Origin of the sequence: Acanthopleuribacter pedis (assembly GCF_017377855.1) — a bacterium.
GTDB classification, from domain to species: Bacteria; Acidobacteriota; Holophagae; order Acanthopleuribacterales; family Acanthopleuribacteraceae; genus Acanthopleuribacter; species Acanthopleuribacter pedis.
On record NZ_JAFREP010000012.1, the window covers coordinates 19,057 to 38,042 of the forward strand.

The window sequence follows — 18,986 nt, forward strand, 5'->3', positions numbered from 1 at the left end:
GCCCCTGGCGTTTTTGGGTTAACGGCGGCGGCGGGTGCCTCGCGCTTGCTTGCGTTTGCGGGCTCGGTCGCGGGCCTCATCCGCCGCGACTTGGCCTTGGTCCGCGCCCCTGAGAGCCTCTGCCAGCGTGACCACCGTTGGGTTGGCGAAGATGTCGGTGACCTTTACCTCGCGATCCAGTTGCGCCTGCAGCGTGCCCTGGAGCTGGACCAGTTGCAGCGAGTTGGCGCCCAGCTCAAAGAAGTTGTCGCGCGTGCCGATGCGTTCCACTTCGAAGATGGCCGCCGCGGCTTCCGCGATTTGCTGTTCCAAAGCGTCCCGTGGGGTGCCTTCGCCCGATGCGCCGCCCGTTTTGGGTTCTTCCTCTTGCAGCAGGATGCTGTTGTCTTGGGGGAGTTGGTCGACCCACAGGACCTGGTGTGGCAAGGCAAATGCCGGCAAGCGTTCCGTCAAAGTGATTTGTAAGGCCTCGGTGTTAACCCCCGCCTCGGCGGCGGTCAAGGTGCGCGGGCCGTCTGCCATGGCTGCCGCACCGCGCTGTTCCGTCACCATCTGTTGGGTGATCTTTTGTTGTTCGGCCAAGGCGTCGTTAAGGGCGAGCGGCTTTTCGGCAATCGCACCCCCGAAGAAGAAGTGAATGCACTGGTAACCCTCGCTGAAGGCGGCGAGGTCGCGCCAGTTCGCCACGTCCATGCCGCCCAGCGGACAGACGCCGATGTGGTACCGCATGCCCTCGTGCATCAGGCGTTGACCCAGGTCGCCCGCGTCGACCAGGTTCCAGGCCGCGTAGGGCGTGGATTGATCGGCTAGGAAGAGCAGGGTGAAAGCCGCGCTGTCGAAAATGGGCCGGTTGATGGGGCCGTGGTCGTTGCGTTTGGCGCGCGGACGCGCCGCGACCTGTTGTAGCTGGTGGGTGTCGGGTTGGTACTGATAGACACCCGCGGGCAAACCCGCAACGGCGCCGGCCTTGAGTTCCAGTAGGAACCGGAACATGGTTGCATCGACCCGGTCGTTTTGTTCCGAGGCCGGCGGGCGCAACGCGGCCAGCCAACTGCCGAACACGGCGACGGGGATGGCGCGTTGTTCGTAGACCCGGGGCGAACGGCGTCCGGCGAACAGGCGTTCGGTAATGCTGTCGACGGCGGCGGGTTGCAGCGCAACGGCCGTGGCACTGTCGAAGTCACGGGGTAAACCGCGTTGTTCCATTTTGAAGCTGAGGCGCGCGAAGGGATCGGTGACGGGTTCGAAAGACGGGGCGCTGTCCGCCGCGGCCAAGCCGGGCGGCACGGCGCGATCAGTTTCCGTGGTCGCGACCGAACCGCCCGCGGTGCAAAGCGCGGTGCCGTGGACCCAGCGTTCGTTATCACCCCAGGTGAGCATCGTGGCAAGCTCGGCGGCGATCCGGGGGTTGACGGGGCTACAGCTGAGGCCGAGTTGATCGGCTTCTTCCGCCACCAGGCGGTTCATGTAACCGGCTTCGAGGTAACAGAAATCGATGCCCCAGTCCGGGTAAAGCGGCAGGACGGCGTCGTGCAGGCCGACAAAATGCAGGGCGACGCTTGGACTGTTGCTCGGGACTTGGTCGCTGAGGTAAGCCAGCTTGAATTCGGCCGGGTGGAATTGGTAAATCCCCGCGGCGAAACCCGGCACGCCGTCATCGGCGAGGACCAGGTAGACCTGGACCGGGTAGAGACCGCCGCCGGAGGGATAGCGGTACTTGGGCACGGCCACGCCGTCTGGTTGGATCTGGCGCAGGCAGGCGAGCACGCGACCGAGGAGCTCGCCGCTCCAGCGTTCGACCACGGTGGGAATGGCCGGTTTCCATGGGGCCGGCTCGTCCTCGGCCAGGTCGAAACAGGGCAGGGTTGTGTCTTCCTGTGTGGGTGTTCCTTGTTCGCCTCGGGCGGGGACCAAGTAGGCGGTCAACTGGTCATCGGTTCCGGGGCGCGACGTCCAACGCAAGCTTGCCTCGGCCACGTCGGGATGGTTGCGCAGGATGGTTTCAACATCATCAACGGCCACGCGCATCCCGCCGTGTTGCAGGTGGCGCGGGGGTTCGGCGATCAGGTGCAGCAGGCCGTTGCCGTCGATGCGTGCTTTGTGGCCGGTACGCAGCAGGCGTGCGCCGGTGTCCGGGTGTTGCAGCCAGGCCGGGTTGGGTTCGTCGGTTTCCGGGAAGGGTCGGCCGAGCAGCGGGCCGCCGAGGACCAGTTCCCCGGCAACATGCAGCGGGCAGGGTGCCAAACGGCTGTTCAGCACGGCGACTTGCATCCCCGGCAGCGCAAAGCCGTGGGGGACATGTCCGGTGACGTCGTCGTTCGCTTCCAGCACCAGGCAGGTCGCCCACAAGGCCGAACCCGGGAACGCGTGGTATCGGGTGAGTGCGGTGCCGGGAACCAGCTCGCGCCACCGGGCGAGGTCGCTGTCGCGGAGCGGGCTGTCGTTGACGATCAGGCGGCGCAGGTTCGCGGGTGGGGTGAGCGGTTCGCCGGCGGCGCGCCGGGCCTCGAAGCGGTTGAGGAAGGCGGTGACCTGATCCCAGGGTGCCCGCCACAGCGTCACCCCTTCTTGTTCCAACATGGTGTGGTGTTGATCGGGTTCGAAACGGGCCGGTTTCTCGGGAAGCACGAGGGTGACGCCGGCGCCGAGCATCCCGAAGATGTCGTAGAGCGATCCGGGTTGGCCGAGGGGACAGGTAACCGCGAGGCGATCACCGGCCAGAGGTTCGAGCAAGCGCGTGAAGGAGAACACGGCGTGCTGTAAGGTGCCGTGGTCGTAGCGCAACGCGCGTGGCGGATCGGCGAAGGGCGCTTCGAAAATAAGGCAGGCCGGATCGCTCGCGCTCGCGGGGCAGGCGTTGAGGCGGTGGATGGGTTCGCGGAACCAGTCCTGGTTAAAGATCAGCGCGGGTGCCTCGCTGTCGGCACCGAGGGATAGGCGCGCGGCGAGGTGGGGCAGGGTAATCACGGCGACGGCCCCACTCCGCGCCAGCATGGCGGCGGCGCAGGGGTCGGGCAGGTGGGCGTCGATGACGGTGAAGGCGGCGCCGGCTTCCAGCACACCCAGCATGGCGGCGATTTGCAGCGGCGGGGTGTCCAGGTAGACAGCGACCATGTCGCCGACGTTGACGGGGTTGCGTTCCAAGGCGGCGGCCACCTGGTGGGCGGCGTTGGTCAGGCGTTTGGTGCGGGTGCGCGATTCCCCGTGAACCAAGGCAACCGCGTCAGGGTCGGCGCCGGCTTGTTCGAAGAAGGCGCTTTGCAGCAGCGCATCGTGGGGCGGGTTGAAGGTCGGTGCGCCTGGCATGGGCGCGGCGGGCAGGAAGTCGGCGGCGGATTGAGACCAATCGGCATCCTCGGCCGCGAGTTGGTTCAACAAGCGGTTGTAGGCGGCGAACATGTCCTCGACCACGTGCTCGTGGAACAAGCCGTCGACGACGTCCCAGGTCCAGGAGAGTTGCCCGTCTTCCTCCACAACCTGGTGATCGAGCCAGACCTGGGGCGTTTGGGAAACGCTGTAAACGACGTCGCCGAAGGCCTGGCGTTTGCGCTGGTCGTCCTCGCCGTGGTCGCCGCCGAAGAGGCGGCTGGTGAAGACGATGGGCGCGCGCGGGGCTACGTCGCCGCCGGAACGGCGCACGATCTCGCGCAGAACCTCGACGCCGTTCATCTCGCGATGGTCGAGGTCGCGCCAGAGCTGTTCTTGCACGCGGCGGGCGCGTTCGCTGAAGGCGGGATCGCGGTCGCCGGAGAAATCGGTGTCGACGGCGAGCAAGGTCAGCGAGGTGAAGTCGCCCATCAGTTCGTTGACGTCGGGATGGTAGGCGGTGCGGTTGAAGGTGGTCAGGTTGAGGGTGAAGCGCGGGTTGCTGCTCCAGGCGCCGAGGATTTCGCAGAAGGCGGCCAGCAACAAACCGGAGGGGGTGAGGTTGCGTTGTTGGGCGCGGCGGCTCAGGGTGTGCCAGGTGCTTTGCGGCAGGTGGGCCTGGAAGCGGCGGAAACGTGGGGTATCGCCGGGTTGCGGCAGCTTGGCCACGGGTAGGTCGGGCCCACCCGGCAGGTGGTCGAGGCGGCGCAGCCAATAATCGCGGGCGCGTGCGAAGCGGGCCTCGGTGCGCATGGTGTTTTGGGTAAGGACGTAGTCGCGGAAGGAACAACCCAGTTGGGGCAGTTCGTCGCCGCGGCCTTCCATCACCATGGCCAGATCGCGGAACAGGATCCGCGAGGACCAAGCGTCGGCGATGAGTAGGTCGAAACTGAGGTGCAGGCGGGTGCGGTTCTCGGGCAGCAGCGAGGCGCGCACCTCGAAGATCGGCCAAACGGTGGTGTCGCGCACCTGGTGGGACATGCGTTCGCGCGTTGCCCACAGGGCGGCGCCGAGGTCGGCCTCGTTGTGCGCGCGCAGGTCCTCGCGGCCGATGGCGTAGTCGTCGGGATCTTCGAGGATCCGCTGTTCCCCGCCGGCGTCAATCACGAGGCGCAGTGCTTCGTGACGTTGAATCATTTGCTGGAAGCCGGCCTCGAAGCGGTCGAGATCAAAATGATCGCGTTCCAGTTCATAGTAGGCGTGGGCGGCGATGTTGCCGCCGGCAAGGCCCTGCATGCGGCCGATCCAATAGGCTTGTTGCACGGGGGTTAGTGGGAAGGGTTGGTGACCGTTGGCGGGATCGGCGACGAGCGCGGGCAGTTCGTCCGCGCGTTCGAGGGTTTCACCGCGGGCGCGCATCTCCCCGACGACGGTGGCCAACTTGGCGACGGTGAGGTTGTCGAACAGGTGTTGCAGGGTGAGTGGGACGTGCAGGAAGCGGCGCAGCGCGGTCAACAAGCTGAGCGCGAGCAAGGAGTTGCCGCCCAGATCGAAGAAGGCGTCGTTGCGGCCGACCTGATCGATGCGAAGCACCTCCTGCCAGAGTTCGGCGATGCGTTCCTCCAGCGGACCCCGGCCGGCGTCGTGGATGCGGTCGCCTTTGCCCGGTTGCGGGCTGGGCAATGCTTTGCGGTCGAGTTTGCCGTTGGCGGTGAGCGGCAGGTGGTCCAGTTGCAGGAAGAATTGCGGCACCATGTACTCGGGCAGATCATGGGCGACGAAGGCGCGGTAATGGTCAAGATCGAGCGGGGTTTCCCGTTGTTCGGGGTGACGCACGATGTAGGCAACCAGACGGCGTGTGCCGCCGGGGCCGGCTTGGCCGTCGACCCAAGGCGCGTCGACGACGGCCTCCACCACCCCGGGATGGCGCAGCAGGCAGGCTTCGATTTCGCCCAGCTCGATGCGGTAACCGCCGACTTTGACCTGGTGGTCGATGCGGCCGAGGAACTCGATGTTCCCGTCGGGCAACAGACGGCCGAGGTCGCCGGTGCGGTAGAGGCGGTTGCCGTCGGGGTCGCTGAAGAAGGCTTTGCGGGTGAGGTCGGGGGCGCCGTAGTACTCGCGGGCGACGCCGATCCCGCCGATGTAAATGTCGCCGGCGACCCAGTGGGGACGGGGTTGGCGGCGTTGGTCCAAGACCCACATGCTCTGGTTGGCCATGGCTTTGCCGTAGGGCACGCTGACGGCGTCGGCGGGCAAGGTATCGATGGGGTAGATAATCGACCAAATCGAACCCTCGGTGGCACCGCCCATGGAGATCACGGTGACGTCCGGCAATTGGGCGCGTAGGCGCGGCGGGGTATCGAGCGCGATCCAGTCGCCGCTGAGCATCACCAGCCGCAGCGAATCGGGCAGCTGTTCGCCGTTGCCCTCGCAGTAAGTGAGCAGGAGCGCGACCAAGGCGGGCACCGAGTTCCAAATGCTGACCCGGTGCTGTTCGAGCAGGTTCAGCCAGGAGGCGGGGTCGGGGTGTTCGCTGTCGACCGGGTAAACCACGGTTGCCCCGGCGGCGAGGGTGCCGAATAGGTCGTAGACGGAGAGGTCGAAGTGGAGCTGCGAAAGGGCGAACACGGCGTCGCCGGCTTTGACGGAAAACCGTTCGTTGATATCGGCGCAGGTGTTGACGGCGCCGCGGTGTTCGATGGCGACGCCCTTGGGTTCACCGGTCGAACCGGAGGTGAAAATGACATAGGCGAGGCGGTTGGGGGTGGTGTCGCGGGGCGGCGGTTGGGTCGGTGCTTCGTTGGGATCGCACCAGTCGACACGCAGGTGGGTGGTGGTGTCGGGCCAACTGAGGCGGTCGTCCCAGGTGGCGGTGGTCAGCACCAGGCGGGTGTGGGCGCGGTCCAAAATGCGTTGGCGGCGTTCCAACGGCCACCTGGGATCCATCGGCAAGTAGGCGGCGCCGGCGAGGGTGACACCCAGCGCGGCGGCGGCCTGGAAACGGCCTTTTTCCATGCAGACCACGACCAGTTCTTCCTGTTTGACGCCTTGTTCCTGCAACCAAGTCGCGATCTGGAAGGCGCGTTTGGCGAGTTGGTCGTAGGTCCAGCTTTGGTCGCCGTCGATGATTGCCGGCGCATCCGGTTTTTGGCGCCATTGGGCCAGGAAGCCGTCGTGCAACAGACCTTGCGGTAATTCGGCGGCCGTGTTGTTGACCTCGGCGACTTGCTGCAACACGGTTTCCGGGGTCAGGGCGGCGAGGGTTTGCGACCCGATTTGGGGATCGTCGGCCATGGTGTTCAACAAGGTCTCAAACGCGGCGAACATGTGGTCGACGACGCCCGGCATGAACAGGTCGGCGACGGTGTCCCAGGTCCAGGCGAGGGTGCCGTCTTCCTCGAAGACCTGCTTGTCGAGCCAGACCTGAGGGGTTTGGGACACGGCGTAAACGACGCGCGAGGGCGAGCCGTCCTGGTTGGCGGGCAGCAGGGGCTGTTCTTCCTCGCCGCCGAAGAGGCGGCTGGTGAAGACAACCGGCATCAAGGCGCCGGGCGCGCGACCGCTGCGGCGGGCCAGATCGCGGATGACCTGGATGCCGCTGTAATGGCGGTGGTCGAGATCTTGCCAAAGCTGCTGTTGCAGGCGGCGGGCACGGGCGCCGAAGGCCTGATCCTCCGCCTCGCGGTGGTCGACGGCGAGTAGGGTTAGCGACGTGAAGTCACCGACCAGTTCGTCGATGTCGTCGTGGAGCGGGAGTCGGTTAAAGGTGGTGACGTTGATGGTGAAGGCTGGGTTCTGACTCCAGCAACCCAGCACCTCGGCGTAGGCGGCCAGCACCAATCCGGTCGGGGTCACGCCGAGCCGGCCCGCGAGGCGTTGCAGGCGTTGCCATTGTTGGGCGTTAAGCGCGCCGGCGCGGCGTTCGAAACGCGGGTCGGTGATGCTGCCGGGATCGGTGGCCTGGGGCAGGTCGGGCGCGGCGGGAAGGTCGCCGAGCCGGGCCGACCAGTAGGCGGCGGAACGCTGGTACAGCTCGGTTTCGGGCAGGTGCTGCATGGCGGTAACCACGTCGCGGAACTGGAGTGCCAGTGGCGGGCGGACGCTTGTCGGGTCCGCGTACAGCGCGGTGAATTCCTGGAACAGCAGGCGCGCGCTCCAGGCGTCGGCGATGAGCAGGTCGAAGCTGAAGTGCAGACGGACCCGCGCATCGTCGAGACGGCTGAGGCGAATTTCGAACAGCGGCCACTTGTCGGTTTCGAGGACCTGGTGGGAAAGCTGCTCGCGGGTGTTTTCCAGGTGGTAACGCTGTTCACCCGGCTCAAGTGCGCGGTAGTCGGCGGTAGCGATCTCAAAGGGCGGCAGGCTGTCGAAGGGAAGCACCCGTTGCATACCCTCGTCGTCGATCACGCAACGCAGCATGTCGTGGCGTTGGATCAGCGTGCGCCATGCGGCGGTGGTGCGGTTGGGATCGTTGGTGGTCAAGTCCAATTCAAAGTAAAAGTGCGCGGCGATGTTGCCCAGTTCCATCGCACCCTGGCGACCCATCCAGTAGGCGTGCTGGATGTCGTTGAGGGGGAAGGGTTGATGCCGTTGTTCGGCATCCAAGGTCAGCGGCGGCAGGTCGACGCCGCCGGTTTCGCCGCGTTCACCGCCCTGGCGTTCGCTGACGAGACGCGACAAGGCACCGATGGTTGGTTGGTCGAAGAACTCCCGCAGGGAGACGTCCACCCCGGTCTCCTTGTGGAGTTGGTTGAGCATGCGGATGGCGAGCAGCGAGTTGCCGCCAAAGCGGAAAAAGCCCGTGGCCAGGTTCAGCTCTTCCGTCGGCACGTTCAGCGTGCGTGACCAAGTGTCGACCAGTTTAAATTCGAGTGGCGTGTGGGGGCGGTGGTCCTCGTCGCCTTCGCCGGCTTGGAAGTCGGGCGCGGGCAAAGCTTTGCGGTCGAGCTTGCCGTTGGCGGTGAGGGGCAGGTGGTCGAGGGCGACCCAGGCGGCGGGGATCATGTAATCGGGTAAACGCCGCGCAAGCTGTTGTTCCAACTCGGGAATCGGCGGTAATTCGCCGTCCTCGGTGACCAGCCAAGCGACCAGGCGTTTGGGGCCGCCCGCTTCGCCGAGGGCGCCGCAGATCGCGCTTTGCACCGCTTCTATCGCGTTGAGGGCACTTTCGATTTCGCCCAGCTCAATGCGGTGGCCTTGGATTTTGACCTGGAAATCCTCGCGGCCGAGAAATTCGATGTTGCCGTCGGGTTGGTAGCGGCCCAGGTCGCCGGTGCGGTACAGCCGTTCGCCGGTGCGGGGATGCAGTACAAAGGCCGCGTTGGTTTTTTGCGGGTCGTTCCAGTAACAGCGGGCGAGGCCGGCGCCGCCGATGTAAAGGTCGCCGGGGACCCAGACGGGGCAGGCCTCCATGGCGTGGTTGAGCACGTGGAAGGTCTGGTTGCGCATGGGTTTGCCGTAGGGAATGCTGTTCCACTCGGCGGAGACGGTGTCGATGGGGTAGAGGATGGACCACACGGCGGCCTCGGTGGCACCGCCGCCGCTCCACAAGGTGATCTCGGGCGCGCGTTGGCGGATGCGGTTGGGCAGGTCGAGCGGGATCCAGTCGCCGGACATGAGCACGAGGCGCAGGCGTTCAGGGAGATCCTGCTCGCGGCCCTCGCAATAAATCACCAGCATTTCCATCAGGGCGGGGACCGAGTTCCAGAAACTCACGCCGTGTTTTTGACAGAGTTCGAACCAGCGGTCGGGGGCGCGGGTGGCGTCGGCCTCGGGCAGGACCAGCGCGGCGCCGACGGTGAGCGGTCCAAAGATGTCGTAAACGGAAAGGTCGAAGCTCAACGAGGAGAGCGCAAAGACGCGGTCCTCGGCGGTAAGGGCGAAACGCGCGTTGATGTCGACGAGGGTGTTGTACGCGGCGCCGTGGTCGAGGGCGACGCCCTTCGGGTGCCCGGTCGATCCCGACGTATATATAATGTAGGCGAGGTCGTAAGGCGACTGGCGCGAGACCCCGGGCCGGGGCGTGCCCACCTCGGGGGCGGCGTCGGGTAGGACGACGATGGGGACGTGGTCGGGGAAGGAAAGCGATCCGGCCAAGGTCGCGGTGGTGACCACGGCGCGGGCGCCGGCATTGGCGATGATGTAGTCGCGCCGTTGTTGCGGGAGCGCGGCGTCGATGGGCAGGTAGGCGCCGCCGGCGTCGTGGATACCGAGCACCGCGGCGACCTGCTGCCAGCCCTTGTGCATCACGACCGCCACGCACAAGCCGGCTTTAATCCCTTGGTCGACCAGCCGGCCGCCCAGTTCTTGGGCCGCGGCGGCGAGCACACCGTAGGAGAGCGTCGTCTCGCCGGTGATCAGCGCGGGCCGTTGCGGGTGTTGCAGCGCGTTTTTAAAGAAGGCGTCGTGCAGGCAGTGGGGTTCGACGTCGACGATGGTGTTGTTGACCTCGCGGCACAGGTCTTGTTGCCATTTGGGGAGCAGGTGTAGGTAGGGGACCTCCCAGGCGGGCGGGTTCTCGGCGAGGTCGATCAATAGGTTGTGGTAGGCCTTGAACAGATCGTCGGCGAGTCCGTCCGGCAGAAGGTCGGCGATGATGTCCCAGGTTAGGAACAGTCGGCCGTCTTGCTCACGCACCTGGTGGTCGAGCCAGACTTGTGGGGTTTGGGAGGTGGCGTACACCACGTCGCCACCGAGGGGGACGAAGTCGCCGCTTTTGCCGTAGCTGTCGAGCAGGCTGGTAAACACGATGGGGGCGAGCGCACCGGGAGCCCGGCCGAGGCGACGCGCCCACTCGCGCATGACTTCCAGGCCGCCGAAGGCACGGTGTTCCAAATCCTGCCAAAGTTGTTCTTGCAGGGTTTTGGCACGATGGGCGAAGTTGTTGCCGTTCCCGTCGATTTCGAGCAGGTTCATCGAGGTGAAGTCACCGACGACGTGGTCGACCTGTTCGTGGACCTGTTGGCGGTTAAAGGTGGTGACATTCAGGGTGAAGCGGCGCGTGCGGCTCCAGCGACCCAACACCTCGGCGAAGGCGGCGAGCACCAGGCCGGACGGGCTGAGGCCGCGTTTTTTGGCGTCGTTGGTGAGGGACAACCAATGGGCGGGTTCGAGCACGGCGTGGTAGCGCTCGAAGCGCGGCTCCCCAATCTCGCCGAGGCTTTTCTCCAGCGGCAGTTGCGGCGCGGGCGGCAGTTGTTCGAGACGGTTGATCCACCACACGCGGTCGCGCCGGTAGGCTTCGTGCTCCACGCGCTGCAGGTCGGCGAGCAGGTAGTCGCGGAAGGTGAGGTCGAGCGCGGGCAAGGGTTGGCCGGGGTTGCGGTAGGCCCGTTCCAGATCGCCGAACAGGATTTGCACGCTCCAGGCGTCGGCGACGAGCAGGTCGAGCCCGAAATGGAGGCGGCCGTGCCGGTTGGGGAGCAGGCTGAGGCGGAAGTCAAACAAGGGCCACTTGGCGGGGTTCATCACCTGCTGTGACATGGCCTCGCGAATGTGGGCCAGCTCGGTTTCGACGGCGTCATTTTCAAGGCGGTGGAAGTCGTGAAAGGGCAGGTCGTAATTGGGGACGGTGGCGAGGGTGCGCTGATTGCCGTCCTCGTCGAACACGGTGCGCAACATTGGGTGGCGTTCGATCACCCGTTGCCAGGCCTGTTGCAGGCGTTCGTGTTCTATTTCGGCCAGGTCCACTTCCAGGTAGAAGTAGGCCGCCACGTTGCCCAGCTCCAAACCGCCGCGGCGACCAATCCAATAGGCCTGCTGGATGGCGTTGAGCGGGTAAGGTTGGTGGTGTTGGTCCGGGTTCAGTTGGATTTCGCCTGTTTCGCTTTGGCTTTCGCTGTCCGCGCCCTGCTGTTTGGTTTCGATTTCGCGGGCGAGGGTGGCCACCGAGGCGCCGTCGCCGAGCACGGCGGTGAGCGGGATCTCGACGTTGTATTGCTTGCGCAGCCGGGCGGCGGCGGTAATCGCGATCAATGAGTTGCAGCCGAGTTGGAGCAGGTCGTCGTTAACCCCGACCCGTTCGACTTCCAGCAACTCGGTCCAGAGCGCGCACAGTTGCTCTTCCAGCGGCGTACGCGGTTCTTGGTAACCGGTGTGTTCGGGTTCAACGTGGCTGCCTTTTTCGCGCAGGGCGTTGCGGTCGAGCTTGCCGGTGGGGGTCAGGGGCAGCGCGTAATGGGTCATCATGGCCGCGGGCACCATGTAGCCGGGTAGGTGGTCGCTGAGCCACAAGCGCACGGCGTCGAGGTCGAGGTCGGCGCCCTCGGCGGGCACGATATGGCCGACCAAGCGTTGGCTGTGGCGGTCGCGGCCGACGGCGAGCACCACGGCCTGGTTGATGTCGTGGTGTTGTTCGAGCGCGGTTTCGATTTCACCCAATTCGATGCGGTAACCCTGGATTTTGACTTGGAAATCCTCGCGGCCGAGGAACTCGATGTTGCCGTCGTCGCGGTAGCGGCCTTGGTCGCCGGTACGGTAGAGGCGTTCACCGCTGACGGGGTGGATGATAAAGGAAGCGGCGGTTTTGTCGGGGTCGCGCCAGTATTCACGGGCGAGGCCGACGCCGCCGATGTAGAGGTCGCCGGTGACCCAGTCGGGGGTGGGTTCGAGGTGTTCGTCCAAAACATGGAAATGTTGGTTTTCCATGGGTTTGCCGTAGGGGATGCCCGTCCAAGCGGGGTCGACGGTTTCGATGGGGTAGGTGATCGACCAAATCGAGGCCTCGGTGGCGCCGCCGCCGCTGACCACATGCGCGTTGGGTGCCAGGGCGCGGATGCGGTCGGGCAAACTGACCGGGATCCAATCGCCGGACATGAAGACGGTGCCGAGCGATTGCGGCAGACGTTCGCCGCGTTCGCGGGCGTGGGTCACGAGCATGTCCATCAGCGCGGGAACCGAGTTCCACAGGCTAACCTCGTGGCGGAACAGCAGGTCGAGCCAGTGTTCGGGATCGCGCAATTGTTCGTGGTGGGGCAGGACGAGGGCGGCGCCGGCGGCGAAGGTACCGAATAGGTCGTAGACGGAAAGGTCGAAGTTGAGCGCGGAAAGGCCGAAGACCCGGTCGTGGGGACCGACGTCGAAGCGGTGGTTAATGTCGCGAATGGTGTTGACGGCGCCGGCGTGTTCGATGGCGACGCCCTTGGGTTGGCCGGTGGAGCCGGAGGTAAAGATGACGTAGGCGAGGTCGTCTGCCGCGGCCCGTTGTGGCGGCGCGGGACGGGCTTGCCCGGTTTCAGGGTGGGCTTCGACGATCAAGGCGGTGACGCCGTCCGGCAGCGCGAGCGCGTCATGTAATGCCGCTTGGGTGAGGACGACGCGGGCGCGGCCTTGGTCGAGCAGATAGGCGCGGCGGGCGGCGGGCCAATGGGGGTCGATGGGTTGGTAGGCGGCGCCCGCCTTGAGAATCGCGAGGGTGGCGACGGCGGTGTGCCATTCCTTGTGCATGATGACCGCGACCAATTCGCCCACGGCCACCTCGGCCGCGAGCAGGCGTTCGGCCAGGTGGTTGGCCTCGTGTTCCAACTGGCGGTAGCTGAGCCGGCGGCTGGGGCTGATCACGGCGGCGGCCTCGGGGGCTTGCCGTGCCTGCTTTTCAAAGCCGTGGTGAAGCAGGTCGTCGCTGAGGGGTGCCGCGGTTTGGTTGACGACGGCGCGGCGGGCCAACTGGTGTTCGGGCACCAGGCGCGGTGCGCCTTTCCAGGCGCCGATCTGTTCCAAGGAGGTGAGCAGTTGCTCCAGTGCGTTGAAGAGGTCGTCGACCAGGCCGGCGGGGAAGGCTTCGTCGATGCTGTCCATCATGACGAGCAGGTCGCCGTCGTCCTCGAACCACTGACAATCCAGCACGACTTGCGGGGTTTGGCTGGTCTGGTAATGGATGCGGCCGAGCTCGGCGACGGCGTTGTGGGGCGAGGTGGCGCCGCTCATTTCCAGGTCGAGCGCGGAGGTGAACACCACCGGCATCAGCGCGCGCGAGGCTTGGCGGCGCAGGCGGGCCAGCTCACGCAAAACGGTCACGCCGCTCACGCTTCGGTGCTCCAGGTCTTGCCAAAGCTGCTGTTGGTTGCGGCGGGCGGCGCTTTCGAAATCGTCCTCGCCGAAGCGACGGGTTTCAACCAGCACGTTGGAGGTGAAGTCGCCGGCGATGTCGTACACCTCGGGGTGCAGGTTTTGGCGGTTAAACAGGGTGACGTTGAGGGTGTGGGCCTCGCCGCGGCTCCAGCGTTGCAGCACGCTGTTGTACACGGTGAGCGCCAGCGCCGACCGGCTGATGCCGAAGCGGGCGGCCGCGGCTTTAATGCGGTCCCAACGGGCGGCGGGGAGGCGTAAGGCGCGGTGGTTGACCTGGTAATTGCGCAGTGAACCCAGCGCGACGCGGTAGGGCAGGGCGGGGGCGTTGGGCATCTCGGGCAGTTTGGCGCGCCAATAGGCGTAACTTCGCGCGTAGGCCTCGGTTAGGCGTTGGTTTTCCAGCGCGAGCACGTAGTCGCGGAAGGTGAGCGTTAGGGCGGGCGGGGCGAAGGCGGCGTCGCGGTACCGGCGGCCCCATTCCTTCATGATGAGAAAGAAACTGCCGCCGTCGATGTGAACCGCGGCGATGCTGACAAACAAACGCGAACGGCGCTCGTCCAAGTGGACCAGGCGCAGATCGAAGGTGGGCCATTCCGCGGGCGACAAGACCTGGTGCGAGAGGTCACCGCGCAGGGCGTCGAGCGCCTCGGTTTGGTCGGCTTCGTCGCTGTCGCGCAGGTTGGTTTGGTGGATGCGGTAGGGTTGCACGCGGTCGCGGACCTGCTCGAAACCCTGGTCGTCGATCACGGCGCGCAACATGTCGTGGCGCTGGATCACCGCCTGCCAAGCCTGTTCCAGGCGGTCGGCGTCCACGTCGTCCATGTCGATTTCGAGATACAGGTGCATGGACACATCACTGAGCTCGAGCGAGGCGGAACGGCCGATCCAGTAGGCTTGCTGGATTTCCGTGAGCGGGAAGGGTTCAAAGCGTTTGGTGGGATCCGGTTCGATGCGTTGGCGCGTGGCGGTGGTTTTGCTGCCGCCCGGTTCCCGAGCTTCCAGGATTTGCGCCAATTGTGCGACGGTGGGTGCACTCAAAAAGGTGGGCGCATCCAGCTCAAAGCCGTGTTTGTCGCGCAGTTTTTGCAGGAACTGGATGGCGAGGATGGAGTGTCCGCCAAGCTGGAAAAAGTGATCGGTTCGGCCCACCTTTTTCACGTTGAGGGTTTGGGCAAACAGGGCGGCCAGTTTTTGTTCGAGTTCGCCTTGGGGTGGCGTATCGTCCGCGCCGTCGTCCTGTTGCAGGAGGTCCTGCAAGGCGTCGCGGTCGATGCTTCCGTCATCGCGGCGGGGCAGGCTGTCGAGCAGATGTTGTTGTACCGGAATCGCCGTGCCAAATGGATCGTGAGGTTGGACGACCAGGTTCTCGGTGCAGATTAAATGAAGCTGTTCGCGGGGTTGGGCCTCGACCGGGACGCGGAACGGCCTGATCCAGGCGTTTTCGCCGTTGAGGCCGACGTTGAGATTGGCGGCCGGGCTGAAGCCCGCGGCGAGGAGTGAAAGCCGGCCGTCCTCGGGGGAGAGCAGGTGGTAGCCGCGTGCCTCGGTGACGGACTTTGCCGCGAAATCGGCGCTCATACCTACGTCTTCCCACATTGAGAAGGCGCGGCAGGCGACCGGGTAGGCAGCTTGACGGCGCCAGTTATCGGCAAAGGCCTCGAGCGCGCGGTTGGCGGCGGCGTAAGCGCCGACCCCGTTGCCGCCGAGGGTGGCGGTGATCGAAGAGAACAGCGTGACAGGACAGGCGTTTTCTTCCAAGGCCTCGCGCAGGGCGACGGCGCCCGCGAGTTTGGCGCGGAGCAGCGCGGCTACGTCGGCGCCGCGCAACTGGTCGAGCGGTGCGTCGTGGGTGGCGCCGGCGAGGTGGTAGGCGCCGCGCAGGGGGCGGTTGAAATAACGCACGCCCTCGTCCACGGCTTTGCGGATGACGGCCGCGGCCTCGGGCGCGCCGAGATCGAGGGACACATAATGGATGTTGTCGCCGGCCGGGTCGATGGCGGCCAACGCTTTTTGCAGCGCGGGATCTTCGCTGTCGCGGCGCCCGATCAGAATGAGTTTGGCGTCGTAGTCCTGCCGCAAGGACGCCGCCACGATGCAGCCGACGCCGCCGGTTGCGCCGGTCAGCAGCAGGAGGTCGCCTTGTTCGGGTTGGTAGGGGTTGTCGTCGGCGAAGGTGGTGCGTTGGTGGAAGGCCGCAAAACGCTGGGCTTCCCGCCAGGCGATTTCCTCGCGGCGGTCACCGTGGTGGCGTTCGTAGACCAGGCGGGCCGCGTTAACCGTGGGCGCATCGCAACCCATGTCGATCAGGCGGTAGCGGTGGACGGCCTGCTCGCTGTTGGCGGTGCACACCAGCGCGGCCACGGCGGCGTGGGCCGGATCGGTGCTTGCGGCGGGGACCATCGCGGTATCGAAAACTACCGCGTTGTTGGTGACCACCAACACCTCGAGTGGCTGTTCGCCGAAGTTGCGTTGCAGTGCTTGGAACAACAGCAGGCGTTGGTCCAGCAAGGCGGTGTCGTCCGGGTGGACGTCGTTTTGGTAGTCGCCGAAGCAGCGCAAATCAACAACCGTCTGTAAGGGGGGCATGTCGTGGGCGGCCCATTGCGCCAGGCAGCGATCCAAGCCCGCGGACGAGGCGAGGTCCGCGTACCAGGCGTTGGCGTCGTCGTAGTTCTCGTCATCGAGCGCGCCGTGACACCACACCGCCGCGACGCCTTGTTGTTCCAGGCAAGCCCAGAACCGTGCGGCGGTATCCCTTTGCAGGTCGCTGATGCCGGCGGCGAGGATCAGCACGCCGCCGCGGGCGCCGGCGGCGCCGCTTGCCTCGGTGGGTAACCAAATGCGTTCGAGGAACCAGTGCGGCAAGGTGCGGTCGTTGCCTTCTTCCAGATCACGCTGCCGTTGTTCGGCCGCGAAACCGCCGCGTTCGTAGTCTTTGCGCAGGCGGGCGCGTTGAATTTTGCCAATGCCGGTTTTGGGGATTTGGGCCGGTTCCAGCGGGAGCAACACCTCGGGGAAAAGCGAGCACTGGGCGGCGACGTGTTCGCGAATGCGGCGGCACAAGGCGTTGCGGGCGGAACCGGTCAGCGGTGTATGGAAAAAAACCGCCAGGCGGTCCGTGACCCCGTCCCCATCGCGCACCGCGCAGGCCGCGGTGAAGGAGGGCACGACCCCGTCCAATTCCTCGACCGCGGCCTCGATTTCGTGGGCGTAAAAGTTGAGGCCGTGAATGATGATGACGTCTTTTTCGCGACCGGTCAGGAACAAACGGCCGTCGCGCAGCAGGGCCAAATCGCCGGTTTTAAACCAGCCGTCCGGCGTAAAACTCTCGGCCGTGACCGCCGCGTTGCGGTAGTAACCAGTCATCACCGCGCAGCCCTTGACTTGGAAACGGCCCACGGTCCCTTCCGGCACGGGTACGCCGCGTTCGTCGACGACGCGCAACCCAAATCCGGCGATGGGATCGCCCAGGTCCATGAAGGCGGCCTCGGGATCGGCGTTTTCCAGGTTGAAGTCGGCGGTATAGGTCACGCCGGATGCGGTTTCCGACATGCCCCAGGCGGGCAACATGGCGTCGCCCGGCAGACCGAAACGGGCCAGTTCGGAAAGGAAGCGGCAGGCGGTGCGCACTACGATGGATTCACCGGCATTGATCAGGTGGCGCACGCACGAGAGGTCCCAATCATGATCGCCGTCGCGGCTGAGGTGGTCGACCACGAGCGCGTAGGCGAAGTTGGGCGCCCAGCTAATCGCCACCTTAAATTGCGAGAGCAGCGCGGGCCAGCGCAGCGGATTGGCGAGCACGTGGCTGGTGGGGACCTGCACCTGGTCGGCGCCGACGAACATATCGCGCAGGTGGAAATCGACAATGCCGGCGACGTGGTCGAGCGGCAACCAGTTGAGCGAGGTCGTGGTGCGGTCCAGGCCAAGCATGTCGACCGTGCCCCGTTGCCGTTGGATCAGCGAGCGGTGACAGTGGGTCACACATTTGGGCATGCCGGTGCTGCCGGAGGTCAGCAGCAAGAGACAGGGATCCTCGGGTTCGGCGAGGTGGGCTTGCCACGCGGCGTCGACCGCGGTTTGGCCCAGTTCACCGAGCGTGATCACACGGGCGTCGTCCATGCCGCGGCGTTGGGCGAAGGCGATAAGGGGTTCGCGCAAGGCGTCGCCCGTGAGGATCGGCGCACCTTCGAGGAGTTGCCAGGCCGCCGCCAAGCGGGCGTTAACCTGGTTGTCGACGCCGTAGTCTGGGGCGATGGCGACCGGTACCGATAAACAGCCCGCGAGGAAACACGCCCACAGCGCCTCTAGAAAATCGCGGCGTTCGTCGCACTGCAACAGCACGGGATCGCCGACGCCGTACCCCAAGGCATGTAACGCGGCGGCGGCCTGTTCGGCCCGTTGCGCCAGTTCACGGTAGGTCAGGCGTTCCGCGTTGTGGTCGGCATCGACAAACAGCATGCCTTGTTCGGGAAATTCGCGCACCACGTCACGCAACAAGGTGGTGAGGTTGTCGGGTAAACCCGCGCTGTCAAGCGGGGGGCCGGCCACGATGGAAGGCGCGCCTTCCGCGACGACCGCGGCGGGCTCGGTCGTGGTTTCGGGTTGCTCCGTTGGCGCGGCGATCCGCCGCGCGGTTCCCACAAAGGTCTCGCGGTGGAGGCGGGGCGTGGTCGGGGCCGGACGCTCGCCGACCAGCAGCGCCCAGTTTGCACCCGAGTCGGCTTGCAAACCAGCCATGTGTTCGCGGTCCAAAACCGGAAGTAGGGCAAGTTGCTCCAAGTGGGGTAGGCCGTCGCGGTCACGGGGCAGCGCGCGTGCCGTCACCAGGTGATGAATCTGAGATTGGGGTGGACATTGTCGGTTGAGTTCCTCGCGTGCGGTTTCGCTGTCGACGGCCGCTAGGGGAACGGCAAACACCAGGATGCGTTGTTCTCCCTTTTGATTGCGTCGCACACACACCACATGTTCCAAAAAACGGCCGTCGTCGCGAACGACACGGCTCAGGGCGGCGTAGGCACTGCCCGCAACCGCCAAAACCGGTTCCGTTTCTACTTCGGCGAGGGCCGTTGCCGCCGTAAGCGTGTCTCCCGGTTGAACCAGCCAACGGGTTAGGCAACCCGCCGTGTCGAGACCGATCCCCCGTAGTTGGTCGCCGACCTGGACCAGCAGTGCCGGTTCGCCTGGCTGAATAAGGGTGCCGCACGGGATCAGGGCTTGCAGAAAAACGGCTTGTTCGGCCGGGAACGCACCCGCGGCCATGGTAACTTTGGTGTCAGACATAAAACCACCGAATCAAATGATGAGCGTCGGGCGCGCCGATCAGCCCCGGTCGTTGCCGGGTTTCGTGGAGCGGCCACCTGTGAAGGGATGTGTGAAACGGCTAGCGTCGGTTGGCGTAAGGGGGAAGCGGGGCGCCTTTCGACCCGAGGCTGGGTGGGACGGCGAAACCCTTGCACATGACCTAAGAAGCGCTGACGCGGCGATTTTGGCTAAGCCTCTGGGCTACAATGGCCTGTAAAAATGCTCACCGCACCCGACGGGTGCGGTCGGGCGCGACCCCGGCTCGCTTTTACAAACCATTTCGCTCCAGATCTTTAGCCAAAATC

Annotated in this window: 1 protein-coding gene; it reads right to left on the minus strand. The window is 65.5% G+C overall.

What is annotated here, in order from left to right:
- Window positions 1–18: 18 nt before the first annotated feature.
- Complete coding sequence (locus J3U88_RS13630) at window positions 19–18,660, minus strand: non-ribosomal peptide synthetase (protein ID WP_207859389.1); 18,642 nt, start codon at window positions 18,658–18,660, stop codon at window positions 19–21.
- Between the last annotated feature and the right edge of the window lie 326 nt (window positions 18,661–18,986).